This window comes from Kitasatospora sp. NPDC043949 (assembly GCF_056435365.1).
On sequence record NZ_JBWKEQ010000095.1, the window covers coordinates 1 to 14,102 of the forward strand.

The window sequence follows — 14,102 nt, forward strand, 5'->3', positions numbered from 1 at the left end:
GGAGAACACCCCCCCCCCCCCCCCCCCCCCCCCCCCCCCCCCCCCCCACCCCCCCCCCCCCCCCCCCCCCCCCCCCCCCCCCCCCCCCCCCCCACCGCCGTTTCGTCATGATTCGCCGTGCCGCCGGGCGACGGAGGCCGGGCCCGTTGCGGGGTCCTCCTCGTCCCGGTGGGGCCGGTGCGGCAGGATGTCCGGCATGACGTCGAGCGATCGTGACGAATCCGCAGGGCCGGCCGGGCCCGGCGACGCCGCAGGACCGGTCGGGCCGGCCGTCGCCACGGCCGCGCCGCCGGTCAACACCGTGGTCGTCCCGGCCGACGAGGACCCGGTGGCGGCGGCCGGCAGCGAGGTGATCGGCGGCCCGCCCGGCCGCCGGGCGCTGCTGGGCGTCTCCTGGTGGATCCCGGCGCGCTTCCTGGCGCTGGCGGTGATCGTGATCTCGGTGCTCGGCATGGTGCAGAAGGCGCCCTGCTACAACCAGGCCTGGTTCCAGCCGGGTTCGCCGCAGTACATCCACGCCTGCTACAGCGACATCCCGCACCTGTTCTCCGGCCGCGGCTTCTCGGCCGGGCTGCACCCGTACGTGGACCGCGTCCCGGGCACCTCGGGGGATCTGCAGTACCTCGAATACCCGGTGCTGACCGGCCTGTTCATGCAGGTCGCGGCCTGGCTGACGCCCGGCGCCGGCACCGCGCAGGACCAGGAGCGGTGGTTCTGGGCGATCAACGCGGGGCTGCTGATGGCCTGCGCGGTGGTCGCCGTGGTGGCGCTCTCGCGCACCCACCGCCGCCGCCCCTGGGACGCCCTGCTGTTCGCGCTCGCGCCCGTCCTGCTGCTGAACGGCACGGTCAACTGGGACCTCCTCGCGGTCGCGCTGGCCGCCGTGGCGATGGCCTGGTGGTCCGGCTCCCGGCCCGGCTGGGCGGGTGTCTTCATCGGCCTGGCCACCGCGGCCAAGCTCTACCCGGTGCTGCTGATCGGCCCGCTGCTGGTGCTCTGCTGGCGAGCCGGGAAGTGGCGCGAGTTCCGGGTGATGCTGGCCGGCGCGGCCGGCTCCTGGCTGCTGGTCAACCTGCCGATCATGGCGGCCAACTGGCAGGGCTGGTCGACCTTCTACGTGTTCAGCAAGCACCGCGCCGAGGACTACGGCTCGTTCTGGCTGATCCTGATGCAGAGCCGGGGCACGGGGCTGGCCGACCTCGACCTCTACATCGGTGTGCTGATGGTCCTCGGCTGCCTGGCCATAGCGTGGCTCGGCTTCTCGGCGCCCCGCCGCCCGCGCTTCGCGCAGCTGGCCTTCCTGGTGGTCGCCCTGTTCGTGCTGGTCAACAAGGTGTACTCGCCGCAGTACGCGCTCTGGCTGCTGCCGCTCGCGGTGCTGGCCCGGCCGCGCTGGCGGGACTTCCTGATCTGGCAGGCCTGCGAGGTGCTGTACACCCTGGGCATCTGGTCCCACCTGGGCTTCGTCACCGGGCCCAAGCAGCACGGGATCGGCGAGGCCTGGTACCACTTCGCGGTCGTGCTGCACCTGCTGGGCACGCTCTACCTGGTGGTGATGGTGGTCCGCGACGCCCTGCAGCCGGACCGCGACCCGGTGCGCTGGGACGGCAGCGACGACCCGTCGGGCGGGGTGCTCGACCGGGCCCCGGACGTGTTCGTGCTCGGCACCGCCCGGACGCTGCGCGAGGAGGAGAGCTACGCCGGATACGCGCCGGCCGGCTCCGAGCAGTGGCTGGACGAGCCAGGACTGCCGGAACCGGCCGAGAAGGCGTAGGCGCTCACGGGCGCTTCGGTCGCTCTAGCGGTCCACCACGCGGTCGAAGTGCGTGGTGGTGTGCCGGACCTGGAGGCCGAGCTCCTCGCCGATCGCGGGGGGCTTGGTCTCGCCGTCCAGGAACAGCAGCGAGACCTGCATGTGCGGCGGCTCGGCGAACCAGAGCTGCTTGCCGGCCCAGTGGAACGGCGACTTGGTCTTGTTGACGGTCGCCAGGCCGGCCCGGGCGATGCCCTTGGCCCGGGAGGCCATGGTCTGCACGTACTTGGGCGCCTCCAGGCCGATGCCGTGCGCGGTGCCGCCGGCCACCACCACGATGTGGCCGTCGGCCGGCGCCGGGTGCTGGCGGTAGCCGTAGCGGTCGCCCTTCTTCACCGGGGTGACGTCCAGCACCGTGGCCCGGACCTCCAGCGCACCGTGGTCGCCCAGCCAGAGCCGGGTGCCGATCCGGGCCCGGAAGACGATGTCCGGGTAGCGCTGGGCCAGCTGCTCCATGCCGGCCGCGCCGAGGTGGCTGACGTACACGGTGTGCACCGGCACCCCGGCCGCCCGGGCGGTGTCCACCCAGTGGACGACCTCCTCGGTCGGGCTGGAGCCGTCCGGCCGGTCCATCGGCAGGTGCAGCGCCAGGCCCTCGAAGGCGACGCCGTCCAGCTCGGCGGCGACGGCCGTGAGGTCGGCGGCGCTCACCCCGTGGCGGCGCATGGAGGTCATGCACTCCACCACCACCCGGGCGCCGCGCAGCGCCCGCAGCGCGTCCAGGTTCGCCACCGTCCGGATCACCCGGGCGTGCGGCAGCGGCAGGACCTCCTCGCCGACCCGGTACGGGGTGAGCACCAGCAGCTCGCCGCCGTACCACTCGGCGGCGTCGGCCGCCTCGTACGCGGTGCCGACGGCCAGCACACCGGTGCCCAGCAGCGTCGCCTCCTCGGCCAGCCGGTGGTTGCCCAGGCCGTAGCCGTTCCCCTTGGCGACCGGCACCAGGCCGGGGAACTCGGCGAGGACGGAGCGCTGGTGGGTGCGCCAGCGTTCGGTGTCGAGGTAGAGCGACAGCGTCATCGGGTCAGCCTCCTCAGCGGCGGGACATGTAGAGGTCGAGGGCCTTGTGCAGCAGCTTGTTGAGCGGGAAGTCCCACTCGCCGAGGTACTCGGCGGCCTGGCCGCCGGTGCCGACCTTGAACTGGATCAGGCCGAACAGGTGGTCGTTCTCGTCCAGGGTGTCGCTGATACCGCGCAGGTCGTAGACGCCGCCGCCGAGCGCGTAGGAGTCGCGCATCATCCGCCACTGGATCGCGTTGGACGGCTTGACCTCGCGCTTGTGGTTGGCCGAGGCGCCGTAGGAGTACCAGACGTGCTCGCCGACCACCAGCATCGTGGTCGCGGCCAGCGGCTCGCCGTCGTGGTAGGCGATGTAGAGCCGCATCCGGTTCTGGTCCTCGGCGGTGAGGGCCTTCCACATCCGCTGGAAGTAGGACAGCGGGCGCGGGGTGAACTTGTCGCGCTCGGCGGTCACCAGGTAGAGCTGGTGGAAGATCGGCAGCTCGTCGTAGCCGCCCTGGTACACCTCGACGCCGCTCTTCTCGGCCTTCTTGATGTTGCGGCGCCAGAGCTGGTTGAAGTTCTTGTGGATGTCGTCCAGCGAGCGGTTGGCCAGCGGCACCTGGAACACGTAGCGCGGCTGGACGTCGCCGAAGCCGGCGCCGCCGTCCTCGCCCTGCAGCCAGCCGGCCTTGCGCAGCCGGTCGGCCACCTCGAAGGCGCGCGCCTCGTACCAGTCGGCCTCGACGTCGCGCAGGCGCTTGGCCTGCTTGCCGGCGATGGCCTCCTTGATGGTGGGGGCGTTCCAGCGGCGGATGACGATCGGCGGGCCCATCTTGACCGAGAACGCGCCCTGCGACTTGAGGTGGGCGAGCATCGGGGAGAGCCAGCGGTCGAGGTCCCGGTCGAACCAGTCGATGACCGGGCCCTCGGGCAGGTAGGCGAGGTAGCGCTTGAGCTTGGGCAGCTGCCGGTAGAGCACCAGGCCGGCGCCGACGAGCTGGTTGGCCTCGTCGAACCAGCCGATCGACTCCGAACGCCACTCGGCCTTCACGTCGCCCCACGACGGCACCTGCATGTGGCTGGCCGAGGCGCGGCTCCTGATGAAGGCGAGGTGCTCCTCGCGGGTGATCGTCCTCAGGCGCAGGCTCATTGCTCGGTGCTCCTCGTCGGTCGGGCTGCGGTGGGCCCAGGTTCTCGGGCTGACCCTATCGTCCGGGGCCCGGGCGCCCGCCGCTGCGGGCGCGACGGCGCCCCCGTCGCGTACCTGTCTCCTTGCAGATACGCCACGGGGGCGCCGAGGGTTCCGGAACGGTGCGACCGGGGCGGCTCAGCCCCAGAGGCCGCCCCGGGCGATGCCGAGGTAGAAGCCGATGGCGGAGGCGCCGAGCGTGATCATCAGCACGAAGCGCTCGGCCGTGGTGACCGAGACGAACATGCCGAGCAGCCCCGTGATGATCCCGAACAGACCGGTCCACGAGGTCAGCAGGTGCAGGTTGTGGAAGAACGAGGTGGTGAAGGCGATCACGCCCAGCACGGCGGTGAGGCCCACCAGGGCGTTCTCGCGGGGGTGCGGGTGGCCGTCGGTGTTCAGTGTGAGCGCGGGCATGCGGTGGACGGACTGGGCCATGAGTCCCACCTCCTGGCGTGGAGACGAACGGGCAGGAATCCCGTTCCGTCCAGATTGCGGCGGTTGGGCCGGTCTCACAACCCCTATGCGTTTTGTTCGGCCGTCCGGGTGCGGGTAGGCTGTGCCGTCTGCACTGGTGTAGTTGTGCCCCCTTGCGCCCTCTTCCGGGCGACCACCCCGTCGGGTGAGCGGGGCCCGATTGTCGGACCCGGCCGCTACGGTGGCCGGTGTCGTCACTGCTCCGGTGCCGACGCTGCACAACCCTCCTGCCACGGAGAGACCGTGGCCGTTGAGTCCAAAGGAGGTGGGTTACCCATGCGTCACTACGAGGTGATGGTCATCCTCGACCCCTCGGTCGAGGAGCGCGCTGTCTCCCCCCTGATCGAGAACTTCCTCACCGTCGTCCGGAACGCCGGCGGCAAGGTGGAGAAGGTCGACACCTGGGGTCGTCGCCGTCTGGCTTACGAGATCAACAAGCAGTCCGAGGGCATCTACTCGGTCATCGACCTGAAGGCCACGCCTGAGGTCGTCAAGGAGCTCGACCGCCAGATGGGCCTGAGCGAGTCGGTTCTGCGGACCAAGGTCCTGCGCCCGGACACCCACTGAGCCACCTCTGAGGCCTTCGGGTCTCGGGTAGCTCGCGTCCGCTGTTTCACGTGAAACAGCGGTGAACGGACATCTTCCCGAGAGGTCATCACCACCATGGCAGGCGAGACCGTCATCACCCTCGTCGGCAATCTCGTCGACGACCCCGAGCTGCGCTTCACCCCGTCGGGTGCGGCGGTCGCGAAGTTCCGTATCGCGTCCACCCCCCGCACCTTCGACCGTCAGACGAACGAGTGGAAGGACGGCGAGAGCCTCTTCCTCACGTGCAACGTCTGGCGGCAGCCGGCGGAGAACGTGGCCGAGTCGCTGCAGCGCGGCATGCGCGTCATCGTGCAGGGCCGACTGCGCCAGCGGTCTTACGAGACCAAGGAAGGCGAGAAGCGGACGGTCTTCGAGGTCGAGGTCGACGAGGTCGGCCCGAGCCTGCGCTCGGCGACCGCGAAGGTCACCCGGGCCAACCGGTCCGGTGGCCCCGGCGGCTCCGGTGGCGGCTTCGGCGGCCAGCAGGGCGGCGCCGGTGGCCAGCAGGGCGGCTGGGGCGGCGGTGGCGGCCAGCAGGGCGGCGGCAGCTGGGGTGGAAACTCCGGCGGCGGCGGCCAGTCCGGCCCCTCCGACGACCCGTGGGCGTCCAGCACTCCGTCCGGCGGCCAGCAGGGCGGCGGCAGCTGGGGCGCCCCGTCCGGTGGCGGCTTCTCGGAAGAGCCCCCGTTCTAAGAGCTGACAGATTTCGTGCGGCCCGGCCGCCGGCGTCCTGAGGACGCCGGCCGGGCCGTGAACCCCAAATGGAGCACACAATGGCGAAGCCGCCTGCTCGCAAGCCGAAGAAGAAGGTTTGCGTCTTCTGCAAGGACAAGGTCAACTACGTTGACTACAAGGACACGAACCTGCTGCGGAAGTTCATCTCCGACCGTGGCAAGATCCGTGCCCGCCGGGTCACCGGCAACTGCACCCAGCACCAGCGTGACGTCGCCACGGCCGTGAAGAACAGCCGTGAGATGGCGCTGCTGCCCTACACCAGCACCGCGCGCTAAGAGAGGGTGACCAAGTAATGAAGATCATCCTCACGCACGAGGTGCCGGGTCTCGGCTCCGCCGGCGAGGTCGTCGAGGTCAAGGACGGCTACGCCCGCAACTACCTGGTTCCGCGTGGCTACGCCATCCGCTGGACCAAGGGCGGCCAGAAGGACGTCGACGCGATCCGTCGCGCCCGCAAGATCCACGAGATCCAGACCCTTGAGGCCGCCAACGAGGTCAAGGGCAAGCTCGAGGGCGTCCAGGTCAAGCTGGCCGTTCGCTCGGGCGACGCCGGCCGTCTGTTCGGTTCGGTGACCCAGGCCGACGTCGTGGAGGCCATCAAGGCCGCCGGCGGCCCGGCCGTGGACAAGCGCGCCGTCGCGATCGCCTCGCCGATCAAGACCGTGGGCACCCACAAGGTCTCGGTCAAGCTGCACGCCGACGTCCAGGCCAACCTCGACGTCGCCGTCGTCGCTGCCTGAGTTCCGTAGCAGTGGCCTGAGGGCCGGACTCCTCCGGGAGTCCGGCCCTCGGTCGTGTTCCGGCGCGTTCGGTGCTGGAGCATTCGCTGCCGGCGCCCTCGGCCCCGGCGCCGTCAGCCCCGGACGGCCCCGGTGACCAGCCAGCGGCCGCCGCGCGCCCGCCCGACCAGGAAGGCCGCGCGGACCAGCATGAACAGGTTCATCGCCCACCACAGTCCGGCCAGCCCGGTGCCGGTGGCCGGCACCGCGATCGCCGCCGGGGTGAACACCGCCAGGGTCGCGATCGCCGCCCAGGCCAGGTAGGGGCCGTCCCCGGCGCCCATCAGCACCCCGTCCAGCACGAAGACCAGGCCGGCGACCGGCTGGCTGAGCGCGAGCAGCAGCAGGGCGGTGTCCAACTGCCCCTGCACCGCCGGATCGGGCGTGAACAGCGGGACGTACAGCGGGCGGGCGGCCACCACCAGCAGTCCCAGCAGCACGCCCGAGCCGATGCCCCACTCGACCATCCGGCGGGTGGCGGCCCTGGCGCCCGGGACGTCCTCGGCGCCCAGGTAGCGGCCGATGATCGCCTGGCCGGCGATCGCGATGGCGTCCAGGGCGAAGGCCAGGAAGCTGAACAGCGTCATGGTGATCTGGTGCGCGGCCACCTGGTCGTCGCCCAGCCGGGCGGCCACCGCAGTGGCGATCATCAGCACCGCGCGCAGGCTGACCGTCCGGACCAGCAGCGGACCGCCCGCCCTCGCACTGGCCCGGATGCCGGCCGCGTCCGGCCGCAGCGAGGCGTGCTCGCGCCGCGCCCCGCGCACCACCACGACCAGGTAGACGGCGGCCATCCCGGTCTGCGCGAGCACGGTGCCCCAGGCCGAGCCGGCCACCCCGAGCCCGGCGCCGTACACCAGGCCGGCGTTCAGGCCGATGTTGGCGGTGAAGCCCGCGATCGCCACCAGCAGCGGCGTGCGGGTGTCCTGGAGGCCGCGCAGCACGCCGGTGGCGGCCATCACCATGAGCATCGCGGGGATGCCCAGGGCGCTGATCCGCAGGTACGTCACGGCGTAGGGGGCGGCGGTCTCCGAGGCCCCCAGGACGTCGGCCGCCCAGGGGGCCAGCAGCACGGTGAGCAGCACCACCGGGACGGCCAGGCCGAGGGCGAGCCAGATGCCGTCGACGCCCTGCTGGACGGCGCCGCGGCGGTCCCCGGCACCGATCCGGCGGGCCACCGCCGCGGTGGTGGCGTAGGCGAGGAAGACGAACACGCCGGTCGCGGTGGACAGTGCGGCGGCGGCGACGCCGACCCCGGCCAGCTGCGGGGTGCCGAGGTGGCCGACGATCGCCGAGTCGGCCATCAGGAACAGTGGTTCGGCGACCAGCGCGCCGAAGGCCGGGACGGCCAGTGCGAGGATCTCCCGGTCGTGCCGGCGTCTGGAGGGGGTCGGGGCTGCGGGAGGGGCGGTCATGGGCTCCAGGCTACTCATCCACAGGTAATGACTGCTAGTGGCAGTTAGCCATTACTCGAATTCTTGAGCGAGGCGCTCGGCCCGCTTCGCGCCCGCGGGCGTCCGGCTGCGTGTGAAGAATTTCTCATGCACAGGCCCGGTAAGAGGTAATACCTGGTCAACAGGTTGACGGTGGACAGATGGTCTGGTTATCCACAGGGCCTTCCACAGGGGCGTCCACAGCTTTGCGGCACTTCTCCACAGCCCAGGGCCGCTCGTCCACACCCCCTGTGGATAACCGCCTTGGCTGAACGGCTCCCGGCGCCTTAGCGTGGGCCCTCCGCCCGACACTCCCGCCCGCCCCGGCGTCCGATTTGTCGGTGCCGTGGCGTACAAAGAGGAGCGGCTCCGCTCCACCCAGCCACCGGCAAGGCCCGCTCCAACTCGCACCACTCGCTGATCGGGGAACACGCGTGACCGGCCCCCAGTACGACGACCACGACGCCCCGCCGCCGGAGGAGGACTGGCAGCCCGCCGAGGACCCCTTCCCGGCCGGCGCCTTCGACGACGCGTCCTTCCCCGACGGGCCCGGCGACCGGCTCCCGGTCTCCCGCAGCCGCTCCGGCCAGGGCGGCGGCCGGGAGGGCAACCGGGACGGCGGCGGTCGCGAGGGCGGCTTCCAGAAGGGCGGCAAGGGCGGCCGGAGCGGCTCCCAGCGCGACGGTTCGCAGAGCGGTGGCGGCGGCTGGCAGCGCCGCGACGACGAGGGCCAGGGCGGCGTGGACGGCTTCGAGCGCGTTCCCCCGCAGGACCTCGCGGCCGAGCAGTCCGTCCTCGGCGGCATGCTGCTCTCCAAGGACGCCATCGCCGACGTGGTCGAGGTACTCAAGCCGGCCGACTACTACCGGCCCGCGCACGAGATGGTCCACGGTGCGATCCTCGACCTGTACGCCCGCGGCGAGCCGGCCGACCCGATCACCGTGGCCGGCGAGCTCACCAAGCGTGGCGAGCTCCAGCGCGTCGGCGGCGCCTCCTACCTGCACACCCTGGTCAACTCCGTCCCGACCGCCGCCAACGCCGAGTACTACGCCCAGATCGTCCACGAGCGCGCCGTCCTGCGCCGTCTGGTCGAGGCCGGCACCCGGATCGCCGGCATGGGCTACGCGGCCGAGGGCGACGTCGACGAGATCGTCAACGCCGCCCAGGCGGAGATCTACGCCGTCACCGAGCAGCGCACCAACGAGGACTACGCGCCGCTCGCCGACATCATGGAGGGCGCCCTCGACGAGATCGAGGCGATCGGCTCCCGCAACGGCCAGATGTCCGGCGTCCCGACCGGCTTCGCCGACTTCGACGCGCTCACCAACGGCCTCCACCCCGGCCAGATGATCGTCATCGCGGCCCGCCCCGCGATGGGCAAGTCGACCCTGGCGCTGGACTTCGCCCGCGCCTGCTCGATCCAGAACAAGCTGCCGAGCGTGATCTTCTCGCTCGAAATGGGCCGCAACGAGATCGCCATGCGCCTGCTGTCCGCCGAGGCCCGGGTCGCGCTGCACCACATGCGCTCCGGGAACATGACGGACGACGACTGGACCCGCGTCGCCCGCCGGATGCCCGACGTCAGCGAGGCACCGCTGTTCATCGACGACTCCCCGAACCTGTCGATGATGGAGATCCGGGCCAAGTGCCGCCGGCTCAAGCAGCGCAACGACATCAAGCTGGTCGTCATCGACTACCTCCAGCTGATGCAGTCCGGCGGCTCCCGCCGGGCGGAGAACCGCCAGCAGGAGGTCTCCGACATGTCGCGAAACCTGAAGCTGCTGGCCAAGGAGCTGGAAGTCCCGGTCATCGCGCTCTCCCAGCTGAACCGTGGCCCCGAGCAGCGCACCGACAAGCGGCCGATGGTCTCCGACCTGCGCGAGTCCGGCTCGATCGAGCAGGACGCCGACATGGTCATCCTGCTCCACCGTGAGGACGCCTACGAGAAGGAGTCCCCGCGCGCCGGTGAGGCCGACCTGATCGTCGCCAAGCACCGTAACGGCCCCACCGCCACCATCACGGTGGCCTTCCAGGGCCACTACTCGCGCTTCGTCGACATGACCCGGGACTAGGAGCGGCCGGGGGGCATCGGGGGGCCTCGTCCGACCGTCACCGAGGCGAACGCATCAGTGTGATGAGCTACTGTCCGTGCGGTGAAAACGATACGACAGCTGTCCGCCCGCCGGGCCGGGGGAAGCAAGCAGGCTCGGGCGGGCGGGTCGGCCAGTCGGCTGGGCTGGCTCGACGCGCTTCGCGGCGTGGCCGCCCTGGTGGTGGCGCTCCACCACTTCGACGTCCTGAAGATGCTGCCGGACGGGGTGGCGTCCTTCATCTGGTGGCACGCGGACCTGGGCCTCTACGGCGTCATGCTGTTCTTCCTGGTCAGCGGTTACATCATCCCGGCCTCGCTGGAGCGCCGCGGGGACGTGCGGGCGTTCTGGATCGGACGGATCTTCCGGCTCTGGCCGCCGGTGATCATCGGTATCACGGTGGCGCTGGCCATCATCCCGAAGGGCGACGGCTCGGTCGCGCTCTTCGCCACCGATCACGACCTGATCTACGTGGCCGCCAACTCGACCATGCTGCAGGACTTCATGGGCGTCTGGAACGGCCTGGGCGTCATGTGGACCCTCAGCTACGAGATGGTCTTCTACTACATGGTCACCGCGCTCTTCACGGTCGGCCAGCACCGCCGCAGCGGCCCGATCGCGGTCGGCTTCGCCGGCGTGGCGCTGCTCTTCGGCACCTCCATCGCCTCCCACACGCTGACCAGCGACATCACCTCGACCCGCAACCTGGTCTGGGGTTCCGTCCTGATCGTGCTGTTCGGCTTCGCCTGCGTGCTGAGCGGCCGGCCGAACCTGACCCGGGTCGGGGCGATCACGCTCGGTCTGCTGGGCTTCGTGCTGATGTACAACAACAGCCGGGCCCCGATGTTCGAGACCCTGATGATCTTCGCGACGATGTTCGCGGGCACCGCGATCTACCGGGCCGAGAACCGCCAGATCGACCGCCTCCAGGCGATCCTGTGCTGCGGCTTCGTGGTCGTCGCGGGGGTGGCCGTCGCCTGGATGTACAACCGTGACGGCATGGAGCAGAACACCTGGACGGCCGGCTGGATGGCCTGGGCCGGCTCCTACCTCGGGGCCTGGATCACGTTCGGCATCGGCATGGCGCTGCGCAAGCGCCGCTTCCCGAAGCCGCTCACCTGGCTCGGCGGGATCAGCTTCTCGCTCTACCTGCTGCACGTCCCGCTGGTGCACACCATCCAGCCGCTGCTGCACGTGCCCAAGGTGCCGCCGACGACCGGCGGCAAGCTGATCTGGACGGCCGAGTACCTCGCCGTGATCATGCTGGCGAGCTGGGTGATGTACCGGCTGGTGGAGCTGCCCGTGCAGAAGCTGGGCCGCAAGGTGGCCAAGGCGGTCGAGCGCCGCTGGCCGGGCGGTGCCCCGCAGCCGGCGGTCGCCGCGTCGATCGGGGTGCCCGCGACCGGCGAGGCCGCCGGGGCTGTTCCGGCTCAGTCCGGGGAGAAGGGCCAGGGCGGGGGCCAGGATCAGGAACAGGTGCCGGTCGAGGTCGGAGCCGGCGGCCCGGGGCAACGGGTCGGCTGACCGCCGCACGGACACACCGAGGGCTCGCCTCCCACTGGGGAGGCGAGCCCTCGGCGCGTGGCCCCCGGGCGCCGTCAGACGGTGACGGTGGCGCGGAAGAGGGTCGTGGCGGTGCCGGACAGCCGGGTGGGGGTGCCGGTGGCGGGGAGGAAGGCCGACCGGCCGCGGGCGAGGTCCAGGGTGCTGCCGTCGGCGGCGGTGAGCCGGGCGGTGCCCTCGGTGCAGAGCAGGATCTGCGGGGCGCGGCCGTCGATCTCGCGGTCCCGGCCGTCCAGGACGAAGCGGGAGAGCCGGAACTCGTCGATCGGGACGGGGTAGAGCTCCTCGCCGGCGGTGCCGTCGACCGGGCGGGGGTGCAGCAGCTCGGGGGCGCCGGCCTCGAAGACCAGGACCTTCAGCAGCTCGGGCAGGTCGATGTGCTTGGGGGTGAGGCCGGCCCGCAGCACGTTGTCGGAGTTGGCCTGGAGTTCGACGCAGGCACCCGCCAGGTAGGCGTGCGGCACGCCGGCGTCCAGGTAGAGCGCCTCGCCGGCCCGGAGCCGGAAGTGGTTGAGCAGCAGGGCGGCGATCAGGCCGCGGTCCTCCGGGAAGTCCTCGGCGATCCGGGCGTACGGCCCGTAGTCGCCGGCCGGGTCGGTGCGGGCCAGGGCCTCGGCCGTCTCCCGGACGGTCTCCTCGGCGGCCTTCCCGTCCATGGTGAGGATGGCGGCCAGCGTGCCGCGCAGCGCCTCGGCCTCGTCCTCGACGGCCAGCAGGTCGATCAGCGGGCCGAGCCCGGGCACCGCGAGCCCGGCCATCAGCCCGGCCGCCTCGGCGGGCCGCCGGAAGCCGCAGAGCCCCTCGAAGGCGCCCAGCGCGCAGACCATCTCGGGCTTGTGGTTGGCGTCGCGGTAGCTCCGCTCGGGGGCGTCCAGCGGGACGCCGAGGGCGTTCTCGGCGGCGAACCCGGCGCGGGCCTGCGCGATCGTGGGGTGGGCCTGGATGGACAGCGGGATGCCCGCGGTCAGGATCTTGAACAGGAACGGCAGGGTCGGACCGAACCTGGCGACGGTCGCGGCGCCGAGCTCGCCCTCGGGGTCGGCCGCGATCAGCTCGTCCAGCCGGCGGGGCCCCTCGCCCCGGTCGGCCCGGGACGGGTCGCCGGGGTGGGCGCCCATCCACAGCTCGGCCTGCGGTTCGCCGGTCGGCTCCTGCCCGAGCAGTTCGGGCAGGGCGGTCAGCGACCCCCAGGCGTACGGGCGGACGGTGTTGATGAGCCTGTCCATGCGCGCGGTCCTACTCCTTCGCTGGGTGGCGGGTGTGCCGGATCGTCGGGGCAACGGGCCCGGCGGTGCGGGGGGCCGGGCACGGGCAAGGTCATCGACCCTAGCCGACCGGTGTCGCCCGCGAGGAAACGACGGGTACCGGAGGGGAGTGCCCTGGCCGGACCGGTGGTTCCCGGGCGCGGTAGTAGGATGCCAGGACGCAGTAGTCTCCGCCCTGCACAGCAGTTTCCACCGTGGTCACCCCGTCGGCGGGCTGCCGGCGGAGCCGCGTTCCAGAGTGCGGGCGATGGTGTTCTGACACTCCCCGCCATCGGCCGAGAGGTTTGTACGTGACCGTGAACCAGCAGAGTTTTGCTGATCTCGGCAGGGTCCTGGTGATCATTCCGACCTACAACGAGGCGGAGAACGTCGAGCGGATCGTCGGCCGGGTGCGGGCGGCGGTCCCCGAGGCCCACGTGCTGGTCGCCGACGACAACAGCCCCGACGGCACCGGCGAACTGGCCGACAAGCTGTCCGCCGAGGACCCGAACGTGCACGTCATGCACCGCAAGGGCAAGGAGGGCCTGGGCGCCGCCTACCTCGCGGGCTTCCGTTGGGGCATCGACCACGGCTACGACGTCCTGGTCGAGATGGACGCGGACGGCTCGCACCAGCCCGAGGAGCTGGACCGACTGCTGGGCGCGCTGCGCGGCGCCGACCTGGTGCTGGGCTCGCGCTGGGTGCCGGGCGGCCGGGTGGTGAACTGGCCGAAGTCGCGCCTGCTGCTCTCCCGCGGTGGCTCGACCTACTCGCGGCTGGCGCTGGGCGTGCCGATCCGGGACGTCACCGGCGGCTACCGGGCGTTCCGCAAGGAGACCCTGCTGGGCCTGGGCATGGACGAGGTGGCCTCGGCCGGGTACTGCTTCCAGGTCGACCTGGCCTGGCGCACGGTGAAGGCCGGGTTCAAGGTGGCCGAGGTGCCGATCACCTTCGTCGAGCGCGAGCTGGGCGCGTCCAAGATGAGCCGCAACATCGTGGTCGAGGCGCTGTGGCGGGTGACCGCCTGGGGCGTCTCCGACCGGCTGGCCCGCCTGCGCGGCGCGGTCAAGCGCTGACCTCCACGACGTAACCGCCCGGGGGAGGGGGGGGGGGGGGAGGGGGGGGGGGAGGGGGGGGAGGTGGGGGGGGGGGGGGGGGCCGACGTGAGACAGCGGCAGGACTACGTGCTC

At 71.7% G+C, this 14,102-nt stretch carries 13 protein-coding genes; 8 read left to right on the plus strand and 5 right to left on the minus strand.

All coding sequences use genetic code 11. The features are described from left to right. The first annotated feature begins 196 nt into the window (after positions 1-196). Positions 197-1,774 carry a glycosyltransferase family 87 protein gene (locus AC07AL_RS37865; protein WP_363579859.1) on the plus strand — a complete coding sequence of 526 codons (1,578 nt, stop codon included), beginning with the start codon at positions 197-199 and terminating at the stop codon, positions 1,772-1,774. A gap of 24 nt (positions 1,775-1,798) precedes the next feature. Here AC07AL_RS37865 and AC07AL_RS37870 read toward each other — a convergent pair whose 3' ends face one another. From AC07AL_RS37870 to AC07AL_RS37880, 3 genes are all read right to left on the minus strand, one after another. After that, a complete protein-coding gene (locus AC07AL_RS37870) occupies positions 1,799-2,833 on the minus strand; it encodes an alanine racemase (protein ID WP_363579858.1) in 1,035 nt (344 codons plus the stop codon). Positions 2,834-2,846: 13 nt separating this feature from the next. Further along, the gene (locus tag AC07AL_RS37875; protein WP_063348484.1) at positions 2,847-3,965 is read right to left on the minus strand and encodes a lipid II:glycine glycyltransferase FemX; all 1,119 of its coding nucleotides are present in this window, start codon (positions 3,963-3,965) and stop codon (positions 2,847-2,849) included. 177 nt (positions 3,966-4,142) lie between these two features. Beyond that, positions 4,143-4,442 carry a hypothetical protein gene (locus tag AC07AL_RS37880; protein WP_063348485.1) on the minus strand — a complete coding sequence of 100 codons (300 nt, stop codon included), beginning with the start codon at positions 4,440-4,442 and terminating at the stop codon, positions 4,143-4,145. A 315-nt stretch (positions 4,443-4,757) separates the two neighbouring features. Between AC07AL_RS37880 and rpsF the strand changes: the two genes are divergently transcribed. The 4 genes from rpsF to rplI all read left to right on the plus strand — a co-directional run bounded on the left by rpsF (position 4,758) and on the right by rplI (position 6,543). Beyond that, positions 4,758-5,048 (plus strand): 30S ribosomal protein S6, encoded by a 291-nt coding sequence (rpsF, locus tag AC07AL_RS37885; RefSeq protein WP_063348486.1) that lies wholly within the window; start codon positions 4,758-4,760, stop codon positions 5,046-5,048. A 96-nt stretch (positions 5,049-5,144) separates the two neighbouring features. Next, the gene (locus AC07AL_RS37890) at positions 5,145-5,762 is read left to right on the plus strand and encodes a single-stranded DNA-binding protein (protein ID WP_363579857.1); all 618 of its coding nucleotides are present in this window, start codon (positions 5,145-5,147) and stop codon (positions 5,760-5,762) included. Between the two features lie 80 nt (positions 5,763-5,842). Continuing rightward, positions 5,843-6,079 (plus strand): 30S ribosomal protein S18, encoded by a 237-nt coding sequence (gene rpsR, locus AC07AL_RS37895; protein WP_030304537.1) that lies wholly within the window; start codon positions 5,843-5,845, stop codon positions 6,077-6,079. 17 nt (positions 6,080-6,096) lie between these two features. Further along, entirely contained in the window at positions 6,097-6,543 is a 447-nt protein-coding gene (rplI, locus tag AC07AL_RS37900) for a 50S ribosomal protein L9 (protein WP_063348488.1), read from the plus strand. Positions 6,544-6,656: 113 nt separating this feature from the next. On the opposite strand, the gene AC07AL_RS37905 is transcribed toward rplI, so the two are convergent. Continuing rightward, positions 6,657-7,997, minus strand: coding sequence for an MATE family efflux transporter (locus AC07AL_RS37905; protein ID WP_363579856.1), 1,341 nt, complete (start codon positions 7,995-7,997; stop codon positions 6,657-6,659). A gap of 452 nt (positions 7,998-8,449) precedes the next feature. Here AC07AL_RS37905 and dnaB point away from each other — a divergent pair, with 452 nt between their 5' ends. Next, entirely contained in the window at positions 8,450-10,087 is a 1,638-nt protein-coding gene (gene dnaB / locus AC07AL_RS37910; RefSeq protein WP_363579855.1) for a replicative DNA helicase, read from the plus strand. 81 nt (positions 10,088-10,168) lie between these two features. Beyond that, positions 10,169-11,629, plus strand: a complete 1,461-nt coding sequence (locus tag AC07AL_RS37915; RefSeq protein ID WP_363579854.1) for an acyltransferase family protein — start codon at positions 10,169-10,171, stop codon at positions 11,627-11,629. A gap of 74 nt (positions 11,630-11,703) precedes the next feature. On the opposite strand, the gene manA is transcribed toward AC07AL_RS37915, so the two are convergent. Then, positions 11,704-12,894 carry a mannose-6-phosphate isomerase, class I gene (gene manA / locus AC07AL_RS37920; RefSeq protein ID WP_363579853.1) on the minus strand — a complete coding sequence of 397 codons (1,191 nt, stop codon included), beginning with the start codon at positions 12,892-12,894 and terminating at the stop codon, positions 11,704-11,706. Between the two features lie 329 nt (positions 12,895-13,223). On the opposite strand from manA, the gene AC07AL_RS37925 reads away from it, so the two are divergent. Further along, entirely contained in the window at positions 13,224-13,988 is a 765-nt protein-coding gene (locus AC07AL_RS37925) for a polyprenol monophosphomannose synthase (protein ID WP_363579852.1), read from the plus strand. The last annotated feature ends 114 nt before the right edge of the window (positions 13,989-14,102 follow it).

Bases quoted from the DNA above. Each gene is read 5' to 3' on its own strand.
- AC07AL_RS37865 (WP_363579859.1), top strand. From the start codon at position 197: ATGACGTCGAGCGATCGTGACGAATCCGCAGGGCCGGCCGGGCCCGGC.
- AC07AL_RS37870 (WP_363579858.1), bottom strand. From the start codon at position 2,833: ATGACGCTGTCGCTCTACCTCGACACCGAACGCTGGCGCACCCACCAG.
- AC07AL_RS37875 (WP_063348484.1), bottom strand. From the start codon at position 3,965: ATGAGCCTGCGCCTGAGGACGATCACCCGCGAGGAGCACCTCGCCTTC.
- AC07AL_RS37880 (WP_063348485.1), bottom strand. From the start codon at position 4,442: ATGGCCCAGTCCGTCCACCGCATGCCCGCGCTCACACTGAACACCGAC.
- rpsF (WP_063348486.1), top strand. From the start codon at position 4,758: ATGCGTCACTACGAGGTGATGGTCATCCTCGACCCCTCGGTCGAGGAG.
- AC07AL_RS37890 (WP_363579857.1), top strand. From the start codon at position 5,145: ATGGCAGGCGAGACCGTCATCACCCTCGTCGGCAATCTCGTCGACGAC.
- rpsR (WP_030304537.1), top strand. From the start codon at position 5,843: ATGGCGAAGCCGCCTGCTCGCAAGCCGAAGAAGAAGGTTTGCGTCTTC.
- rplI (WP_063348488.1), top strand. From the start codon at position 6,097: ATGAAGATCATCCTCACGCACGAGGTGCCGGGTCTCGGCTCCGCCGGC.
- AC07AL_RS37905 (WP_363579856.1), bottom strand. From the start codon at position 7,997: ATGACCGCCCCTCCCGCAGCCCCGACCCCCTCCAGACGCCGGCACGAC.
- manA (WP_363579853.1), bottom strand. From the start codon at position 12,894: ATGGACAGGCTCATCAACACCGTCCGCCCGTACGCCTGGGGGTCGCTG.